15 protein-coding genes are annotated in these 17,970 nt (G+C 71.7%); 10 read left to right on the plus strand and 5 right to left on the minus strand.

Annotated elements, in window-relative coordinates; translation table 11 throughout:
- Nucleotides 1-27: 27 nt before the first annotated feature.
- Nucleotides 28-3,363: a S8 family peptidase gene (locus ABD371_RS02740; RefSeq protein WP_344472267.1), complete on the minus strand. Its 3,336-nt coding sequence runs from the start codon at nt 3,361-3,363 to the stop codon at nt 28-30.
- A gap of 215 nt (nt 3,364-3,578) precedes the next feature.
- On the opposite strand from ABD371_RS02740, the gene ABD371_RS02745 reads away from it, so the two are divergent.
- From ABD371_RS02745 to ABD371_RS02785, 9 genes are all read left to right on the plus strand, one after another.
- The gene (locus ABD371_RS02745) at nt 3,579-4,523 is read left to right on the plus strand and encodes an aldo/keto reductase (protein WP_344472269.1); all 945 of its coding nucleotides are present in this window, start codon (nt 3,579-3,581) and stop codon (nt 4,521-4,523) included.
- 141 nt (nt 4,524-4,664) lie between these two features.
- Nucleotides 4,665-5,684, plus strand: a complete 1,020-nt coding sequence (locus ABD371_RS02750) for a glycosyltransferase family 2 protein (protein WP_344472271.1) — start codon at nt 4,665-4,667, stop codon at nt 5,682-5,684.
- Nucleotides 5,681-6,682, plus strand: a complete 1,002-nt coding sequence (locus ABD371_RS02755; RefSeq protein ID WP_344472273.1) for a lysylphosphatidylglycerol synthase domain-containing protein — start codon at nt 5,681-5,683, stop codon at nt 6,680-6,682. Before ABD371_RS02750 ends, ABD371_RS02755 begins: the two co-directional genes overlap by 4 nt.
- Nucleotides 6,669-8,069, plus strand: a complete 1,401-nt coding sequence (locus ABD371_RS02760; protein WP_344472275.1) for an aspartate aminotransferase family protein — start codon at nt 6,669-6,671, stop codon at nt 8,067-8,069. The genes ABD371_RS02755 and ABD371_RS02760 overlap by 14 nt, the downstream gene beginning before the upstream one ends.
- Nucleotides 8,063-9,085: an NAD-dependent epimerase/dehydratase family protein gene (locus tag ABD371_RS02765; protein WP_381732939.1), complete on the plus strand. Its 1,023-nt coding sequence runs from the start codon at nt 8,063-8,065 to the stop codon at nt 9,083-9,085. The genes ABD371_RS02760 and ABD371_RS02765 overlap by 7 nt, the downstream gene beginning before the upstream one ends.
- 11 nt (nt 9,086-9,096) lie before the next feature.
- Nucleotides 9,097-10,017 carry a UbiA prenyltransferase family protein gene (locus ABD371_RS02770; RefSeq protein WP_344472277.1) on the plus strand — a complete coding sequence of 307 codons (921 nt, stop codon included), beginning with the start codon at nt 9,097-9,099 and terminating at the stop codon, nt 10,015-10,017.
- 32 nt (nt 10,018-10,049) lie between these two features.
- A complete protein-coding gene (locus ABD371_RS02775; protein ID WP_344472279.1) occupies nt 10,050-11,054 on the plus strand; it encodes a glycosyltransferase family 2 protein in 1,005 nt (334 codons plus the stop codon).
- Nucleotides 11,051-12,202 carry an endonuclease/exonuclease/phosphatase family protein gene (locus ABD371_RS02780; RefSeq protein ID WP_344472281.1) on the plus strand — a complete coding sequence of 384 codons (1,152 nt, stop codon included), beginning with the start codon at nt 11,051-11,053 and terminating at the stop codon, nt 12,200-12,202. Before ABD371_RS02775 ends, ABD371_RS02780 begins: the two co-directional genes overlap by 4 nt.
- A gap of 23 nt (nt 12,203-12,225) precedes the next feature.
- Nucleotides 12,226-13,152, plus strand: coding sequence for a class I SAM-dependent methyltransferase (locus tag ABD371_RS02785; RefSeq protein WP_344472283.1), 927 nt, complete (start codon nt 12,226-12,228; stop codon nt 13,150-13,152).
- 667 nt (nt 13,153-13,819) lie between these two features.
- On the opposite strand, the gene ABD371_RS02790 is transcribed toward ABD371_RS02785, so the two are convergent.
- Together ABD371_RS02790 and ABD371_RS02795 are read right to left on the minus strand one after the other, a co-directional pair.
- Nucleotides 13,820-14,707: a hypothetical protein gene (locus ABD371_RS02790; RefSeq protein WP_344472285.1), complete on the minus strand. Its 888-nt coding sequence runs from the start codon at nt 14,705-14,707 to the stop codon at nt 13,820-13,822.
- 49 nt (nt 14,708-14,756) lie between these two features.
- A complete protein-coding gene (locus ABD371_RS02795; RefSeq protein ID WP_344472287.1) occupies nt 14,757-15,341 on the minus strand; it encodes a TetR/AcrR family transcriptional regulator in 585 nt (194 codons plus the stop codon).
- Nucleotides 15,342-15,361: 20 nt separating this feature from the next.
- On the opposite strand from ABD371_RS02795, the gene ABD371_RS35820 reads away from it, so the two are divergent.
- Nucleotides 15,362-16,060 (plus strand): nitroreductase/quinone reductase family protein, encoded by a 699-nt coding sequence (locus tag ABD371_RS35820; RefSeq protein WP_381732935.1) that lies wholly within the window; start codon nt 15,362-15,364, stop codon nt 16,058-16,060.
- Between the two features lie 46 nt (nt 16,061-16,106).
- Here the strand turns inward: ABD371_RS35820 and ABD371_RS02805 are convergent, their stop codons facing one another.
- Together ABD371_RS02805 and ABD371_RS02810 are read right to left on the minus strand one after the other, a co-directional pair.
- Nucleotides 16,107-16,925, minus strand: coding sequence for an AfsR/SARP family transcriptional regulator (locus ABD371_RS02805; RefSeq protein ID WP_344472289.1), 819 nt, complete (start codon nt 16,923-16,925; stop codon nt 16,107-16,109).
- Between the two features lie 327 nt (nt 16,926-17,252).
- Entirely contained in the window at nt 17,253-17,861 is a 609-nt protein-coding gene (locus ABD371_RS02810) for a GNAT family N-acetyltransferase (protein ID WP_344472291.1), read from the minus strand.
- Nucleotides 17,862-17,970 lie beyond the last annotated feature (109 nt).

The raw sequence follows: 17,970 nt of genomic DNA on the forward strand, positions 1-17,970 counted from the left end.
AGTCAGTTGTACAAGTAATGCTGGTGGTTACTTGCCGAGGTAGGCGTTGTAGACCGTGTAGGAGGACTTGTTGCCCTTCTTGTCGGCGACCTCGGCGCGGTAGGCGATGCCCTTGCCCTTCGCCGGGTTCTTGACGCTGACCTTGCCCTTGGTGACGGTCAGCTTCTTCCAGGTCTTGCCCTGGTCGTAGGAGACCTTGACGGTGAGGGACTTGAGGTTCTTGCCCGCGGCCGGACCGTGGACGGTGACGGGCACCGACTGGGTCTTGCCGGCCGGGACGGTGCTGTCCAGGCCCACCTTGGCACCGAAGTGCGCGGTGGAGAGAAGCACCTGGGACGTCTTGTTCGCCGCGGGCTTCTTGGAGCGGAAGGTCCAGCTGGCGTCGATGCGGCTGGCCGCCGCACCGGCCTTGGCGTCGCGCTTCAGGGAGGTGGCCAGGGTGTACTCGGCATCGGCCGCGCCCACCTTGAAGGTCTTCTCGCCGTACAGCGGGTCGTCGTTCTCGCCGACCTTGGTCTTGCCGCGGTGCAGGGTGGTCTTGGCCGAGGAGAGCTCCGACCAGCCCGCGTGGCCCGCGCCGTCACCGAAGACCGGGACCGAGCCGCCCAGCTCGTTGCCCTCGCGGAAGACGCCGAACTCCGGTCCGACGACCGGGCCGTGGACGCCGGTGTTGAAGTTCGCGGAGTAGGTCTTGCCGGCCTTGTACGTGGTGGAGGGGATCTGGTATCCACCGTCGTAGAGCGGCCAGCCGTCGGGGTCGACGCCGGCGACCTGGTTGTAGTTCACGTTCCACTGGACCTTGGAGTCGGTGGAGAGGTGAACCGTCCGGGTGCTGGGAGCCTTGACCGGACCGGCGGAGGAGACGCCGCCGCCACCGGGCAGGAAGCCCCAGAACCGCAGCTCGGCCTGCCTGTTCTTGGCCGAGGTGCCGAGCCCGGCCTTGAAGGTGGCCAGATCGGCGGCCTTGTAGTGCTTGGTGTATCCGGCCGCGATCTTCTTCGTCTTGCCGCCGGAGATGGTGTTGTACTCCGTGCCCGCGCCGGCCTGCCACTGGGTGGCGAAGGCCTGGGAGAGCGAGCCGTCCGTCACCTCGGGGCCGAGGTGGGCGGTCCGGAACTGATCGAAGCTGTCGGCGAAGTAGCCGCTGCCGTAGCCGCCGTCCTTGAAGTCGAGGCTGTACTCGAAGACGCCGTACGAGGCCTTGGCCTTGGCGTTCGGCACCTTGACGTCGACCGGCCTGGCGGCACGGGCGTCGATGTTGAGCGTCGTCTTCTTGTTGACGTTCAGCTTCGGCTGGACGAGGACGTCGACGCCCTTGTTCCAGGTCTGCGGGTCGACCACGACGATGCCGTCGACGATGTACTCGCCCTTGGGCACCCGGATCGTCTGCTCGCCCGAGGGGTCGCTGACGTCGTACCAGCGGGCTCCGTCGGCGAAGGTGAAGAGGCTGGTGCGGCCGTTGGGCGAGGGCTTGCCGTCGCGTCCGGTGTGCTTGACGGTCACGTCGTACGACTCGACCTCGCGCTCGACCGCGGCGGCCGTGCGGACGGTCTGGCCGCCGCCCGTCGCCACGACGGTCGCCGAGTAGTGCCCGTCGACCTTGCCGCCGAGGCTGGTGTCGGCCGTCAGGTCGACGGTCGCGGTGCCGCCGGCCGGGACGGTGACCTTGTTCGAGCCGAGGGTGAAGAAGCCGGCCGGAGCGGGCTTGCCCTTCGGGTCGGTCGCCGTGGCCGAGACGTTCAGGGTGATGTCCGTGGTGCCCAGGTTGCGGTAGGTGACCTGCTTGGTGACGGGCTTGTCATCGGTGTGCGGCCACTGCTGCACCCCGAAGCTCAGCGACACCGGCTCGGCGATCACGGTCTGCTTGATGGCCTGGTCGACCGCGATACGGCCCGAACCCTGCTGGAAGGCGCTGTACTTGCCGCCCTTGGCGGAACCGGCCAGCGCGCCCTTGATCTGCGCGGGCTTCCACGTCGGGTGCTGCTGCTTGAGCAGCGCCGCCGCGCCGGCCGCGTGCGGGGCCGCCATCGACGTACCCGAGATCGAGAAGTATCCGGCGGGCTTCTCGCCGACCTCCCTGGCGATCAGGCTGCCGGGGGCGGAGGCGGCGGTGGTGTCCACACCGGGGGCGGTGACGTCCGGCTTGATGCCGCCGTCGCCGACCCGGGGGCCGATGCTGGAGAAGCTCGCCAGCTTGTCGTTGTCGTCGACCGCGCCGACGGTCAGCGCGGCCTCCGCGCTGCCGGGCGAGCCGACCGAGCCCGCGCCGGGGCCCTCGTTGCCGGAGGAGATCGCGAAGAGGACGTCCTTCTCCGCCGTCACCTTGTTGACGTGGATCTCCAGCGGGTCCAGCTCCGGGCCGTCGTACCCGCCGAGGCTGAGGTTGATGACGTTCGCGCCCTGCTCCACCGCCCAGTCGATGCCCGCGATGATCCCGGAGTCGTCGCCGGAGCCGTTGTCGTCGAGCACCTTGCCGCTGAGGACCTTGGCCTCGGGGGCGACGCCGGCGTACTTGCCGCCCGACTTCGCGCCGGTGCCCGCCGCGATGGACGCGACATGGGTGCCGTGGCCGAAGCGGTCCTTGGTGTCGGGGGAGGCGGTGAAGTTCTTCGCCCCGACGACCTGGTCCTTGAGGTCCGGGTGGGTGGTGTCGACACCGGTGTCGAGCACCGCGATCTTGACGCCCTTGCCCTTGTAACCGGCGCTCCACGCCTTCGGCGTGCCGATCTGCGCGCGGCTCTTGTCGAGGTGGGCGCGGCGGACGCCGTCCAGCCACACCCCGCTGATGCCCGCCGCCGTGGCGCGCCCGTTGTCGCCGGGCCTGGTGAGGGCCTCCCACAGGGAGGTCGCGTCCTGCTCGGGCGTGGTGACCGCGTCCGCGTTCAGCGTCTTCAGGCTGCGGCGCACCTCGGTGTCGCCCGCCGACCGGACGTCGGCCTTGGCCGCCTGGGCCGAGGCCCCCCGGTAGCTGACGATGACCTTGAGGCCGTCGCGGTACGCCTTGCGGCTCTCCGCCTTGCTCAGCTGAGTGACGTTGAAGAGACGGCGGTCGAGCTTGCCCGAGCTGATCAGCTCGGCGGCGTCGAGCGGAATGACATAGGTGTCGCCGTCGACCGTGCGGGTCTGCACGGGTATGTCCTCGCGGCCCTTGGCACGCTCCAGACCGGCGACCCGGCCCTTGGCGTCCACCAGCACACGGTCGCCGGTGATCAGGGTGATCCGGTGTTCGGTACGCCCGGCACCGGCCTTGCCCGACGGGGCGAAGGCGGCGCTCTGGGTCTCGGCACGCTCCTCGATCGCTGACGCCGGGCCGGTCATGCCCGCCGTCAGTGCCACGGCTGCCGCCGCGGCGATCGTGGTCACGGCCACTTTGCTTACTTGACTACGCAAGTCTCCCCCTGGAGATGAGCGAAGAGGGCGAACGTGGCTCGTTCACCCGTCCGGGGGGTTGGTCGACAGGCTGTACGCAGCCCGTCCCCCCGGGCCTCGCAGTATGCCGCGAGAGAACACGCGAACTCAACGGGCTCAGCTGCGCCATCAATTGACTGAGAGTCAGCTCTAACTGCCAGAGTGGCCGCATGACGACACCTGATCGCACCATCGCCCTCGGCACCCTGGCCTTCGGCACAACCGTGGACGAGCCTTTGTCCTTCGCGATTCTCGACCGTTTCGCGGAGCTGGGCGGCACGGTGCTCGACACCGCGAACAACTACGCCTACTGGGTCGAGGGAGGCACAGGTGACGAGAGTGAGATCACAGTAGGGAACTGGCTGGCCCGGCGTGGCGTCCGCGAGGACTTCGTCATCAGCACCAAGGCCGGCGGCCGGCCCGCCGCCTCGGGCACCGGCCCCGGCCCCGGCGGCACCGAGGGCCTCTCCGCGAAGGCGATCCGGTCCGCCGCCGAGGACAGCCTGCGCCGGCTGAGAACCGACCGGATCGACGTCTACTGGTCCCATGTCGAGGACCGGGGCGTCCCCCTGGCCGAGACCGTCGGCGCGCTCGCCGCCCTGGTCGACGAGGGCAAGGCGGCGGAGCTGGGCGTCAGCAACCACGCCGTGTGGAGCGTGGAGCGGGCCCGCGCGCTCGCCGGGGACCGGCCGCGCTACACCCACCTCCAGTACCGCCACTCCTATCTCCAGCCGCGCTTCGACATGCCGCTGCCCTCCTCCGGCCACCGGCACGTCACCCCCGAACTCCTCGACTACGTCGGCGCCGAGGGCGATCTGCGGCTCTGGGTCTACAGCGCGCTGCTCTCCGGCGGCTACACCCGGAAGGACGTCGGACTCCCGGCGGCCTACGACCACCCCGGCACCCGCCCCCGCCTCGCCGCCCTGAGCGAGGTCGCGGACGAACTGGGCGCGAGCGTGAACCAGACCGTGCTCGCCTGGCTGCTGGACGGCGACCCGGCCGCCCTGCCCATCGTCGGCGTCAGCTCCGTGACCCAGCTGGAGGAGGTCATGGGCTCGCTCGCCCTCCGGCTGGACGAGGGCCAGCGCCGCCGTCTGGACGGCGCGGGCCGCTGAAGAACCCCAGTGATCGATATCGTGCCGATAGCCGACCGATAATCGACTGATAATCGTCCGATAGCTGATCAATAGTCACGTGATAACCGCACGATAGCCACGGAATACGCAACCGATACGGCGCGCGACTGAACTGTCCGTATGACGCTCTCCGTATCGGTTGTCATACCGGCCCACAACTCCGCCCGGACCCTGGCCGCCTGCCTGGACTCGGTCTACGCCCAGACCTCCCGGATCCACCAGGTGATCGTGGTGGACGACGCCAGCACCGACCGTACGGCCGAGATCGCCCGCGCCCGCCCCTGCACCCTGCTGCGCCACGAACGGAACAGGGGCGTGTCGGCGGCCCGCAACACCGGTGTCGCCGCGGCCACCGGCGACATCGTCTTCTTCCTCGACTCGGACGAGGCCCTCACCCCCGGCTCGGTCGCCGCCGCCGTCGACATCCTGGGCTCCGACCCCCGCTGCGGCTGCGTCCACGGCGTCATCGCCCCCGATCCGCTGTACGACGACGGCCCCGTCGAGCGGTACAAGGTGCTCCACGCCCACTGGTGGCGGGCGCGCGGAGTGGGCGAGACGCAGACCGCGTTCCTGGCCCAGGCCGCCCTGCCGCGCGCGGTCCTCGAACGGGTGGGCGGCTTCGACGAGAGCCTCCGCGACTCGGAGGACCTGGAGTTCAGCGACCGGCTCGCCCCCCACTACCGGATCGTGCTCACCGACCGCATCGTCGCCCACCACGACGAGGAGCACCGGCTGCTCCCGCTGCTCGCCGAGACCTACCGCCGGGCGCTGCTGCTGGTGCCGGCGCTCGTCTCGGCCCGCCGGAGCGGCCGGCGCAACCTCACCGCCAACACCCCCGCCTCGGTGGCCGCCGCCGCCCTCACCCTCGCCACCCTGCCCCTGCTCCCGGTACGCCCCGCCGTTCCCGCCCTCGCCGCCCTCGCCTTCTGCGGGGCCAATCTCGGCCTGCTGCGCTTCGCGGCCCGGCACCGGGGCCCGGCCTTCGCGCCGTACGTCGCCGGGCTCCATCTCCTCGTCCACGGCGCCCTGCTGGCCGGCGCGGCCACCGGCGCCGTACGCACGGCCCTCGCCCCGAAGCCCGCCCCGGAGCCCGCCCCGGAGCCCGCCCCGGCGGCGACCCGCGACCGGAGCCCGGCATGAGCACCGACCCCGGCGCGGGTCCCGGCACAGGCCTCGCCGCCCGGCTGTTCTCCCCGGCCGTCGACCGCGCCGTACGCCGCTTCCTCACCCCCGTCGTGATCCTCGCCGCGCTCACCGGCCTCGTCCTGCTGCTGCGCGACGAGGGCCCGGCCGCCGCCCGCGCCTTCGGCCGGGCCGAGGCGCTGCCGCTGCTGGCCGCCTCCCTCACGGCGTATCTCGCGGGGCTGTTCCTCGCGGTGCGCTCCTGGCGGGCGCTCGTCCCCGGCGAGCACCGGGTCAGGGGCCTGACAGCGGCCCGGATCTTCTTCCTGGGCCAGCTCGGCAAGTACGTCCCCGGCCGGATCTGGGGACTGCTCGCCCATGTCACCCACGGGCGGGCGGCCGGCGTCACCGGCGCGCGGATGACCTCCGCCTATCTGCTGGCCCTCGCCCTGACCGTCGTGACCGGCGCGGGCATCGCCCTGCTCGCCGCGCCCGCCGCCCTGCCCGGCGGCGGCCACTGGCCCTGGCTCTGCCTCCCCGCGCTCGCCCTGCTCGCCTGCACGGTCCGCCCCGCGCTGGCGACCCGCCCGGTCACCGCGCTGCTGCGGCTCTTCGGCCAGTCGGTCCAGCCGCCGCCGGACAGCGCCGTACGCCGGTCGATCCTGCTGGCCCTCGCGTCCTGGCTGATCTCCGGCCTGCATCTGTGGTTCCTGGTGCTCGCCCTGGACGCCCCGCCCTGGTCCGGACTGACCGCGGCGGTCGGCGCGTTCGCGCTGGCGGCGGTGGTCAGCAGCCTGGCCGTGATCGTGCCGGACGGCTGGGGCGTACGGGAGCTGACGATCACCGCCGCCCTGTCGGCGGTGCTCCCGGCGGGGGCCGCCGCCACGGCCGCGATCGCCAGCCGGGCCGTGTGCGTGGCCGCCGAACTCGGCGGCTCGGCCGTGGTCCTCACCTGGGCACGGCACAGAGACCTCAAGAACCCGACCCCCGTGGGAGACCCCCGTGTACACCCTTGACGACGCCCAGCGCCTGGACATCGGCGAGGTCCACGACCTCTACCGACGCCATGTGAACAAGAGCCAGGTGTCCCTGATGACCTCCTTCGGCTTCGGCCGCGAGCTGGTCGACCACGCCGAAGGCCCCTATCTCACCCTCACCGACGGCCGCCGCGTCCTCGATCTCACCGGCGGGGTCGGCGTCCTCAACCACGGCCACAACCACCCGCGCATCCTCGCCGTCCGCGAGCGCTTCGCCCGCGAGAAGCGGATGGAGGTCCACAAGACCTACTTCTCGCCCTATCTCGCCGCCCTGTCCGCCAATCTCGCCGAAGTCCTCCCCGGCGATCTGACCATGTCCTTCCTGCCGAACTCGGGGGCCGAGGCCGTCGAGGGCGCGGTGAAACTCGCGTACAAGTACCACAACGGCCGCCGGGGCACCGTCCTCCGCGCCGACTGCGCCTTCCACGGCAAACTGCTCGGCTCCGGCGGGCTGACCGGCCAGAGCCGGTTCCCCTTCCCCACCATCCCCGGCATCGGCACCTTCCGCTACGGCGACCTCGACTCGGTCCGCGCGGCGGTCGCCGCCCACCCCGGCGATGTCTACGCCCTCCTCATCGAGCCGTTCAGCGCCTCCACCGTCCAGCAGTGCTCCGAGGAGTTCCTGCGCGGCCTGCGCGAGCTGTGCACCCGCCACGACATCGTGCTGATCTTCGACGAGATCTACAGCGGCTGGGGCAAGACCGGCTCGCTCTTCCACTTCATGCGGTACGAGGGGCTCGTCCCGGACATCCTCACCACCTCCAAGTCCTTCGGCGGCGGCAAGTCCTCCGTCTCCGCCTACATCGCCCGCGAGCCCGTGCTCCGCCGCGCCTACGACAATCTCGGCGACGCGCTCCTCCAGTCCACCTCCACCACCTACTACGGCTTCGGCGAGGAGTGCGCGACCGCGCTGGAAGCGGTCAACATCGCCGTCGAGGACGACTATCCGGCCCGCGCCCGCGCGCTCGGCGCGGTCCTCGGACCGGGCCTGAACGCCCTGGCGAAGGAGTACCCCGACGCCATCGGCCGGGTCACCGGCGCGGGCGCGCTCTGGGGCGTCTTCGTCGACGGCGGCCCCCGGCTGCTCGACCTGGTCGCCAAACTCGCCCCCGGCGGCCTCGCCCGCGACCCGCGCTTCAAGACCAAGCTGGTGACCTGCGCGGTGATCAACGCCCTCTACGAGGACCACGACATCTACGCGTACTACACCCTCAACGGCCTCAATCCGCTGGTCCTCGGCCCCTCCCTGGTCACCCCGCCCACCGAGGCCAAGCGCGCCGTCGAAGCGCTCGGCGAGGTGCTGGACGCGGGGCTGACCCGGCTGGTGACCCGCTTCATCAAGCAGAAGGTGAGATCCCAGTGGTGATCACGATCACCGGCGCCGCCGGCATGCTCGGCTCACGGCTCGCCGAACGCCTGACCGCCGACGGCCACCGCGTCCGGGGCGTCGATCTGCGCGCGGCCCCCGGGGTGGAGCTCGTCGGCGACATCCGCGACCGCGCCCTGATGGACCGGGCCCTGCACGGCTCGGCCGCGCTCGTCCACGCGGCGGCGGCGCTGCCCAGCTACCCGGACGAGCAGATACGTTCCATCATCGTCGGCGGCACGGAGAACGTCTTCGCCGCCGCCCGCGCAGCCCGCACCCCGCGCGTCGTCCACATCTCCTCCACCGCCGTGTACGGGCTCCCCCAACGGGTCCCCACCCCGGAGGCGCACCCCCGCGAACCGGTCGACACCTACAGCCGCGCCAAGGCCGCCGCCGAGGAGATCGCCGAACGCCACCGCGCCGAGGGCATGTGCGTACCGATCCTGCGGCCCAAGACCTTCGTGGGACCGGGCCGCATGGGCCTCTTCTCCATGCTCTTCGAATGGGCCGAGGAGGGCCGCAACTTCCCCGTCCTCGGCAAGGGCGACGTCCGCATCCAGATGTTCGGCATCGACGACCTCACCGACGCCGTCACCACCGTCCTCGCCGCCCCCGACCCGGTCGCCAACGACACCTACAACCTCGCCGCCGCCGAATTCCGCACCCTCCGCGAGGACTTCCAGGCCGTCCTGGACGCGGCCGGCCACGGCAAACGCGTCATAGGACTCCCCGCCCGCCCCGCGCTCACCGTGCTCGCCGGGCTCCAGCGGGCCAGGCTGTCCCCGGTGTACGGGCGGCTCCTCCACAAGCTGACGGGCGACTCGTACGTCAGCATCGACAAGGCCGCCGACCGCCTCGGCTTCACCCCCAGGCTCTCCAACCAGGACGCGATCCTGCGGACGTACGAGTGGTGGCGCACCGCCCGCCACGAGCGCCCCGGCGGCGGCTCCACCGGCCGCACCAGCCGGGACCCATGGAGCCAGGGCCTGCTGTCCGCCGCGAAGATCTTCTTCTGAGGAGGCGCGCGATGACCCTGGTGAGCCGCGCCCGCCCCACGACACCGCCGCCCGCGTCCCCCGGGCCGGGAGCCCGCCGAAGGCTTCCCGCCCCGCTCGCCCTCGTCCGCCCCGGCCAGTGGCCGAAAAACCTGCTCGTCGTCCCGCTCCCGCTGCTGGGCGCGACCGCCCAGTGGGACACGGCCGTACGCGTCGCCCTCGCGACGGCGGCCTTCGTCCTCGCCTCCTCGCTGGTGTACATCGTCAACGACATCGCCGATGTGGAGCGCGACCGCCGCCACCCCGTCAAACGCCACCGCCCCCTCGCCTCCGGCCGGCTGCGGACCCGTACCGCCCTCGCCCTGGGCGCGCTCCTCGCCGCCCTGCTGACCTGGGCGCTGATCGCGCTCGGATCGGCCGGATCCTGGCCGGTGCTCGGCTATCTCGCGCTGAACGCCGCCTACAGCTGGCGGCTCAAACATCTGCCCCTGCTGGACGTCTTCACCGTCGCCGGCGGATTCGTCCTGCGGCTCCTCGGCGGCTACGCGGCCACCGGCCGCCCGGTCGCGGGCTGGCTGGTGCTGACCGTCCTCACCCTCTGCCTGCTGCTGATCCTCGGCAAACGCCGCCATGAGCTGGGCGTCTCCGGCACCGGCCACCGCCCGGCCCTCGCCGGGTACTCGGCCCACTTCCTCGATCTCGTCCTCGTGCTCTGCGCCGCCCTCACCACGGTCGGCTATCTGCTCCATCTGCGCCTCGAATCGGGCCTGACGGCGGTCGCCGCCCCGCTCACCGCGCCCTGCGCCCTCTTCGCGCTCTTCCGGTACCTCCAGATCGTGACCGTGCACAGCGGCGGGGGCGATCCCGTACGCACCCTTCTCCTCGACCGGGTCATGGCCGCCGCCTTCGCCCTCTGGGCGGGCCTGCTCACCACCGCCCACCTCTTCCTCTGACCTCCTTTCCGGAGAGAACCCCGAGGACCCGTATGCCCACCCCTCTCGTCTCGGTGGTCGTCCCCCTCTACAACGACCGCCGGACCGTCGACCTCTGTCTGAGATCCATCCAGGCCCAGAGCCACCCCCGGCTGGAAGTCGTCGTCGTGGACGACGCCAGCACCGACGGCTCCGCCGAACTCGCTGCCGCCCACCCCGTCACCCTCGTCCGCGCCGAGCGCAACGGCGGCCCCGGGGCCGCCCGCAACCTCGGCGTCCACCACACCACCGGCGACATCGTCTTCTTCCTCGACGCCGATCTGACCATGCACGAGGACGCGGTCGCCGAAGCGGTCGCCCTCTTCGCCGAGAACCCCTCCTACGGAGCCGTGTTCGGCATCCCCGACAAGGAGCCCCTCTTCCCCGAGGGCTTCATCGGCCAGTACCGCATCCTCCAGTACCACTACTGGCGCAAAAGCGCCGAAGGCCTGGTCAGCGGCGGCTTCTACGCCCTCGGCGCGGTCCGCAGAACCGCCTTCGAACAGGCCGGGCCCTTCAACCCGGCACTGCGCCAGACCGAGGAGATCGACCACGCCGAACGCCTCGCCGCCCGCTGCTCCCTGCTGCTCACCTCCCGCGTCCGGGGCCGGCTCTCCGACGAGAGCCGACTGCGCCCGCTGCTCCGCAAGGCCTTCGTCCGCAGCAGGCTGCGCGTCCCCTTCTACCTCGACCGGGGCCGGGCGATGCGCGGCATGGAGACCGGCGGCCGGGCGGTGGCCTCCCTGCTCGCCGCCGTCGCCCTCGCCACCCTGCCGCTGATCCCCCGGCAGCCGTCGGCCGCCCTCGTCACCGCCCTGGCGCTGGCCGGTTCCGTACTCGCCGATCTCGGCCAGTACCGCTTCGTCCACCGCGAACGCGGCACCGGCTTCCTCCTCCGCTTCACCCTGGCCCATCTCCTCGTCAACGCCGCCGTGACCGCCGGACTCGCCACCGGGCTCGCGCAGTACGCCGTCAGCCCCCGCTTCCGCCGCCTCTACACCGAGGCCCCCGCCGCATGACGGGGCCGCTCCCTTCCCGCCGCCGCCGCGCCGCCCGCACCGCCCGCCTCTGGTACGGGAGAACCCTGCTCGCCCTCGCCGCCCTCTGGCTGCTGTACGCCACCGCCCGCCGGCTCCTCAGCGGCCGATGGCACTGGTCCATCCCGCTCGACGCCACCCCGCCCCTCCTCCTCACCGCCGTCCCCGCACTCCTCCTCCTCTGCGCCCCGGCCGCCTGCGGCCCCCGCCGCACCCGGGCGGCGCTCCTGTCCGCCACCGCCCTCCTGCTCGCCCTCACCACCGGCTCCGGACTCAACTGGCCCGCCCTGTGGCGCGCCGAACACCCCATTCCGCCCGGCGCGCTGCACATCGTCTCCCTCAACACGCAGTACTGGGGCCAGAGCGCCGGCACCGACAAGCTCTACGCCCTCCTCCACCGCCAGAACGCCGACGTCTACCTCCTCCAGGAACACGTCCGCTGGACCCCCGGCCGGGGCGAGAAGGGCTACGCCCGCCTCGACGACGACACACGCCTCCGCGCCGAGTTCCCCGGCCACCACATCGCCCGGCGCGGCGAACTCCTCACCCTCTCCCGCCACCCCATCACCGCCCGCCCCCCGGTCGGCCCCGGGGCCGAACTGGGCCCCGACGCCCCCTTCGAGCGGGTCTTCCTCCGCGACAAGATCCTCCGTACCGACCTCCGTGTCGGCGACAAGACCCTCAGCGTCTACAACGTCCACATCACCGTGCAGCTCGCCCTCGACCTCAACCCCTTCTCCGGCCTCGGCCTCGACGCCTACCTCCGCCGCAAGCACGCCTGGCGACAGGCCGAATTCCGGGGCCTGGACCGCGACATGGCCGCCAACCCCCACCCCCAGCTCATCACCGGAGACTTCAACTCCTCCGACTCCATGCGCGAGCTGCGCCCCCTCCGCGACCGCGCCTCCGACGCACTCCGCGCCAACACCGACTTCGCCCCCCTGAGCTGGAAGTTCCCCGCCCGCGCCGATTTCGCGGGAAACGCCGCGATCCACCGGGCATACCCCCTGTGGCGGCTGGACTGGAGCTTCACCGCCGGACCGGTACACGTACACCGCTACGACTTCCGCCCCACCGACGGCATCTCCGAGCACCGCATGCAGGACCTGTGGATCTCCCTCGCCGACTGACCCGCGCCGAAAGGACCACCGCCATGCGTACGCCTCCCTCCACCACCCCGGAGCCCTCCCGCACCCTGCTGGAGAAGGCCCCCGTACTGCGCCGCGCCATGAACCGGCTGGAGCGGAAACCCCTGCCCTTCGGCCTGCTCATGTGGGCCTTCGGCCTCGCGAAGCCCGTCTTCCTCGACCATGTGGTGACCCCCGAGCCGCGCGCCGAACTCACCGAGGTCCGCGAGCTGCTGGAGCGCAACCGCGAGCGCTACGCCGACCGGCTGCGCGGCTTCCTCGAACACGGCGATCTGCTCGCCCGTATTCCGCTGCGCGGCGTCGAGAAGGGGTCCACGGCCTACTGGGGCAACACCTGGCTCTCCCCGCTGGACGCCCTCTCCCTCTACGGTTTCCTCGCCGCCGAGCGCCCCGCCCGCTATCTGGAGATCGGCTCCGGCAACTCGACCAAGTTCGCCCGCCGCGCCATCGACGACCTCGGCCTCCCCACCGAGATCATCTCCATCGACCCCCAGCCCCGCGCCGGCATCGACCACCTCTGCGACCGCCTGGAGCGGGTCCCCCTCCAGAACGCGGACCTCCGCGTCTTCGAGGAGCTGGAAGCCGGCGACATCCTCTTCCTCGACGGCTCCCACCGCCTCCACATGGGCTCCGACGTCATGGTCTTCTTCTTCGAGCTGCTGCCCCGCCTCAAGCCCGGCGTCCTCGTCCACGTCCACGACATCATGCTCCCCGCCGACTACCCCGAGTCCTGGCGCTGGCGTCACTACTCCGAGCAGTACCTCCTCGCCGCCCTCATGACCGCCGCCCCCCACCGCTTCGACATCCAGCTCCCCAACGCCTTCATCCACGCCGACGCCGAACTCCGCCGCCTCCTGGCCCCCCTCTGGAACCGCCTCGGCGTCACCCACCACTACGACCCCGGCTCCTTCTGGTGGCGTCACTCCGCCTGAGAAACCCTCGGGCCGCGGTCACCACGACCGCGGCCCGAGCGCCACACCTCAGCCCTGTTCCCCCTGATCCCCCAGATCCCGCCTGCTCAGCCGCCGGGACTTCCCCAGCCGCCTCCGCACAGCCGCCGGATCCTTCTCCGACCGCCCGGTGCCCCGCACCTTGTGCCCCGCGCACAGCAGGCAGCAGCCCTTCCATCGCCGATGCGGTGAATGCGCCATCGTTCGAGTCCTTCCCCAGACGCCCCGCCTTGGGGCCGGTCTGGCTCGAACACGAGCGAAGGGAAGGTCATTACGGGCATGAGGGTCATTCTCCCTCAGCGGTGAGGGCTCTGACCAGCCAGTTCCCGACTGCGGTCCGGCACTCCGGGCGGGTCCGCCATCTGCTGGTGACGCCGGCGGACCGAGTGGCCGACCGTCCAGGCGGTGATCATCGTCAGCGTCAGGAAGTCGGTCGGCAGCAGCCGCGTACCGGTCAGTTCGCGGCCGTGTTCAGCGCGACGACGTACAGCAGGACGACGTACAGCAGGACGACCTAGACGATGCCCGCACACCAGGTCAGGATCTCGGCGAGGAGCGACCGCGGAGGCTACCGGGGACGCCCCCGACTGTGGCCGTCGCGGTGCGCGTGGTGCGACACCGGGACGTATGAGCGAGGGCCGGGGCGGGTTCAGGACTCCAGGAATACGGCGAACAGGTACGCGTACCCGGAGAGCAGCGACGCGCCGGGTACGGCGAGGATCAGGGTCCGGACGATGAAACCGGCCGTGAGGGGGCGGCTCGCGCGGCTCGGGTGCTCGGGGTCGTAGCTCAGTTCCACCTGTCCGAGGGGGTTGTTCGAGAGTCTCCGGATGGACACGACGGACGGGACATGAGTCATCCGCCGGCCGTCGGCGGTGGTGAAGTCCATGGTGGAGAACACCCACAGGTGCGGGTCCTTGGACATGAACACATGGCCGGTGCACTTGCCGACCACGCCGATCCCCCGTCTGCGCAGCAGCCACAGCGACCTGAACCGCCGTCCGGCCCGCCAGAGGATGACAGTGCCCCCGAGTCCTGGTGTGCCCAGCGCGATCACGGCGAGGACGGCCGGTCCGAGGTCTCCCAGCGCGAGCAGACCGATCACGGTGAGGAGGAGGTGGTGGAGCAGGAGCAGGCCCGTGACGGTGAGCCCCTTGCGCCGGGCGGGGCCCGGCCGGGCGCGGGCCGCCTGCCGCCGGACATGGTGGTCTATCAGCGCATGGCCGTCGGGGGCGGACGGAGTCCGGGCGACGGCGGGGCCGAGCCGGCCGAAGAAGGCTTCGACGGCGGACCGGTTGGGGCCGCGCAGGGTGATGAGCGGCCCCAGGCCGTGGGTCGCGGCGTCGGCGGGGCCGGAGATCGTCAGGCGTATCGTGCCGTCTGCCGAGAGATCGGCGGAGTCCAGGGCCCGGACCGGCACGGTCCACGTCGAGCGCTCTCGCGCGACGGTGAGGTGTTCGCCGTCGAAGCGCGCGGTGGTCCCGCCACGGGCGAGGACGGTCACCGGGGCCCCGGGTAAGGGGCTGTCTGAAGACATGGGCCGATGATAGGCGGCCCTGGTTCGGCCGGGCCGGAAGCGGATGCGGTCAGGGACTGCCCGGCAGGAGCCGCTCCAGGTAGAGGTCCAGGGTCTTGGCCGCGGTCGCCGGGGGCAGCGCGGTGGGGGCGGTGACCGCGTCGAACATGAGGCCGTCGACCAGGGCGAGCAGCAGCCGGGCGTCCCGGGCCGGGTGGAGAACGGGGTGGCCGGAGGGCGGGGCGGGGAGGGAGGCGAGTGTCTGCCGCAGCTCTTCGTGGATGGCGGCCAGGGTCGCGTTCTGGATGGCGGCCAGGGTGGGCGAGGTGGTGGCGCGGGTGGCGAAGGCGAGGTAGACGCGGCATTCCGCGAGGCGTCGCGCATCCAGCGGCAGCAGCTGCCGCAGGGCGGCGGCCAGGGTCTGGCGGGGCCCTGCGGCGGGCTCCAGGGCGGAGACGCGGGCGCGTGTGCGGTCCACGACCTGCCGGAAGGCGAAGGCGAGCATCTCGTCCTTGGTCGAGAAGTAGTACTGAACCGCTCCGATGGACACCCCGGCGGCGGAGGCGACCTCCCGCACGCTGACCCGGTCGAGCCCGCGATCGGCGGCGATGCGAAGCAGGGCGTCGGTCAGTTCCATCTGACGCAATTCGCTCATACCGACTACAATACGACTGTATGGGACGTTATCGATTCCATCCGCAGAGAGCATTCGGACTGCTCACCGGCACCGTGATCGCGGCCGGCCTGGTATGGATCTGGTGGCTCGTCGACCCCACCGCACCGCGGGGCGCCGCACTGCCCGCCGTCCTCACCGCCGTCCTCGCGGCCAATGTCGCTCTGACGCTGGCCAGTGCGCGGTTCAAACGCGCCCTGGTCGCTCCCGTGCAGCGATACCTGATCAACCCGCCCGTCCGGCTGCTGCTGCGCCTCGGGCTGATGCCGCTGGGCTACGCCCTGCTGGAGACCCGCGGACGCGTCAGCGGCCGGCGTCGTACGACCCCCGTCGGAAACGGGCGGCGGGGAGACACCTTCTGGATCATCGCCGAACACGGCCGGCGCGCCGGATACGTACGCAATATCCAGAAGGATCCGCAGGTCCGCGTCAGGCTCCGCCAGGGCCTGCGCTTCGTCTGGAGGAATGGCACGGCCCACCTGCTCCCCGGCGACGACCCCTACGCGCGGCAGCGGCAACTCGGCCGCTTCCACCCTCTGCGCGCCCTCAACGCCGTCGTCGTACGCGTCATGGGGACCACCGAGATGATGACCGTCCGTATCGACCTGCACGACATCTCCCGGCGCGATGGGCGGAGCCCGGACGAACCGGTGGACCGGGCGTACGGGGCCGAGGCGGCCCGGCACGCGCCTGCCGCGTGAACCCGCCCGGACCGCGATGGCCGGGCGGGCCCTCGGCGCTCGGTGCTCAGTGGGTTGTCGGGTACGGGGTACGGGAGGTTCGGGGGAGCTGGGCGGTCCACCGGGGCGGGCGGCGGTCGGACTGGGCCTCGACGCCGAGGAGGATGGTCTGTTCGAGGCCGCGCAACTCGGCTCCGGGGTCGACGCCGAGTTCCTCGGCGAGGTCGGAGCGGATCCTGCGGTGGACGGCGAGGGCTTCGGCGGTTCGGCCGGAGCGGTAGAGGGCGAGCATCAGCTGGGCGTGGAGGTGTTCGCGGAAGGGGTGTTCGCGGACGAGTTCGGCGAGTTCGCCGACGAGGTCCTCGTGGCGGCCGAGGTCGAGTTCGAGGCGGACGCGCTCTTCGACGGCGCGGAGTCGGCCCTCTTCGAGCCGGCGGGCGGCCGATTCGACGGCCGGGCAGTCGAGCCCGGCGAGGGCGGGGCCGGACCAGCGGGTGAGGGCGTGACGCAGTTCGACGACGGCTTCGGCGGTGAGGCCTTCGCAGGCGAGGGTGCGGGCGTGGGCGACCTCGGCCTCAAAGACGGTGGAGTCGAGTGCGCCGGGCGGCAGCCGGAGGCGGTACCCGGAGTGGTGGGTTTCGATCAGGTCGGGTGCGCCGGCTTCGGCGAAGGCGCGTCTCAGGGCGGAGACGCAGATGCGTATCTGGGTCCGGGCGCTCGCGGGGGGAGAGGCGCCCCACACCGCGTCCACCAACCGGTCGAGTGGGACAGCCCAATTGGCCTCCAGCGCCAGAATGGCCAGGATTATCTGTGAGCGGCGACCGCCGACGGGGACGGGAGTCCCCTTGACGGTGACATGTAGCGGGCCGAGAACATGAAAGAGCACAGCAGATTCCCCAGTCTGTTTCTTTCAAGCAGTCATCCGAACCGATCCCCCCGATCCCCCCGATGAAGCTGCTCAGCGCCTCCGCCGCCCCCACCCCGACGCCTGAAATCGCCGAAGGCCCGCCTGTGGAGCTGGAGTTGACTCGAAGAGCACTGACGGAATCTTGGTGTAGACCAGAAAAGCTGTCAAGCGTATATCGGTACAGACGGTTGCCTTCAGCCCGATCGCGACGAGTTGGCGGAAAATCCCCTCTGGTAACCATGGCTGTGCCCCGCGCCCGAGGTTCCGGGGCGGGGCACTGGCGGGTTCTCGGCCGGAGCGAGGGTGTCAGGCTCCGGCACCCGGCTCGCGGCGCATGCACCACACGCGGGGGCCGCCGTCGACGCCCGGCAGTTCCACGGTGGTGCGGAAGCCCAGCCGCTCGTACAGCCGGACATTGCGCCCGGTCGCGGTCTCCAGGTAGCACGCCTGCCCGGCCAGATCGGCCGCCGCGAGGCCGGGGCGGATCACGGCCGCGCCGAGCCCCTGGCCCTGCGCCTCGGGGTCCACCGCGACGGCCCCCAGCATCCACACCGGCTCCTGCGGACGGTGCGGCTCCACCGCCGCCTCCGCCGCCTCGTAGGCCGCCGCCCGGTCGCCCGCCAGCTCGGCGATCAGCGGACCGACCTCGGCGAACCCGGGGGTCGGGTCCTTCTCGGGGGTGGTCCACACGGCGACCGCGCGGCCCTCCCCGCCGACCCACACCCGGCCGTACGGCATCGCGATCCGGGTCAGGAACAGCTCCTGGAGCCGTCGCACCCGCTCCTCGTGGCCGTCGGCGGCCACCACGTGCCGGGTGTACGGGTAGTCCGCGAACGCGCCCGCCAGGGTACGGACGGCGGCGGGGACGTCCTCCTGGGTCGCGGGGCGTACGAGGCCGGGGGCGGGGGGTGTCATAGAGGTCTTGCTCCTCGGGTGTCGTTTCTCCCGGGCCGCGCCGGAGGGAACGGCCCGGGAGAAACGATCAAGCAGGGGGCGCGCTCCCCGCAACCGGGTTTCCGGCGGC

Origin of the sequence: Streptomyces amakusaensis, from assembly GCF_039532665.1 — a bacterium.
Classification (GTDB): Bacteria; Actinomycetota; Actinomycetes; order Streptomycetales; family Streptomycetaceae; genus Streptomyces; species Streptomyces amakusaensis.

Excerpts from the sequence above, each read along its gene's own strand:
- ABD371_RS02745 (WP_344472269.1), top strand. The coding sequence starts at position 3,579 with ATGACGACACCTGATCGCACCATCGCCCTCGGCACCCTGGCCTTCGGC.
- ABD371_RS02750 (WP_344472271.1), top strand. The coding sequence starts at position 4,665 with ATGACGCTCTCCGTATCGGTTGTCATACCGGCCCACAACTCCGCCCGG.
- ABD371_RS02755 (WP_344472273.1), top strand. The coding sequence starts at position 5,681 with ATGAGCACCGACCCCGGCGCGGGTCCCGGCACAGGCCTCGCCGCCCGG.
- ABD371_RS02770 (WP_344472277.1), top strand. The coding sequence starts at position 9,097 with ATGACCCTGGTGAGCCGCGCCCGCCCCACGACACCGCCGCCCGCGTCC.
- ABD371_RS02775 (WP_344472279.1), top strand. The coding sequence starts at position 10,050 with ATGCCCACCCCTCTCGTCTCGGTGGTCGTCCCCCTCTACAACGACCGC.
- ABD371_RS02780 (WP_344472281.1), top strand. The coding sequence starts at position 11,051 with ATGACGGGGCCGCTCCCTTCCCGCCGCCGCCGCGCCGCCCGCACCGCC.
- ABD371_RS02785 (WP_344472283.1), top strand. The coding sequence starts at position 12,226 with ATGCGTACGCCTCCCTCCACCACCCCGGAGCCCTCCCGCACCCTGCTG.
- ABD371_RS02790 (WP_344472285.1), bottom strand. The coding sequence starts at position 14,707 with ATGTCTTCAGACAGCCCCTTACCCGGGGCCCCGGTGACCGTCCTCGCC.
- ABD371_RS02795 (WP_344472287.1), bottom strand. The coding sequence starts at position 15,341 with ATGAGCGAATTGCGTCAGATGGAACTGACCGACGCCCTGCTTCGCATC.
- ABD371_RS35820 (WP_381732935.1), top strand. The coding sequence starts at position 15,362 with ATGGGACGTTATCGATTCCATCCGCAGAGAGCATTCGGACTGCTCACC.
- ABD371_RS02810 (WP_344472291.1), bottom strand. The coding sequence starts at position 17,861 with ATGACACCCCCCGCCCCCGGCCTCGTACGCCCCGCGACCCAGGAGGAC.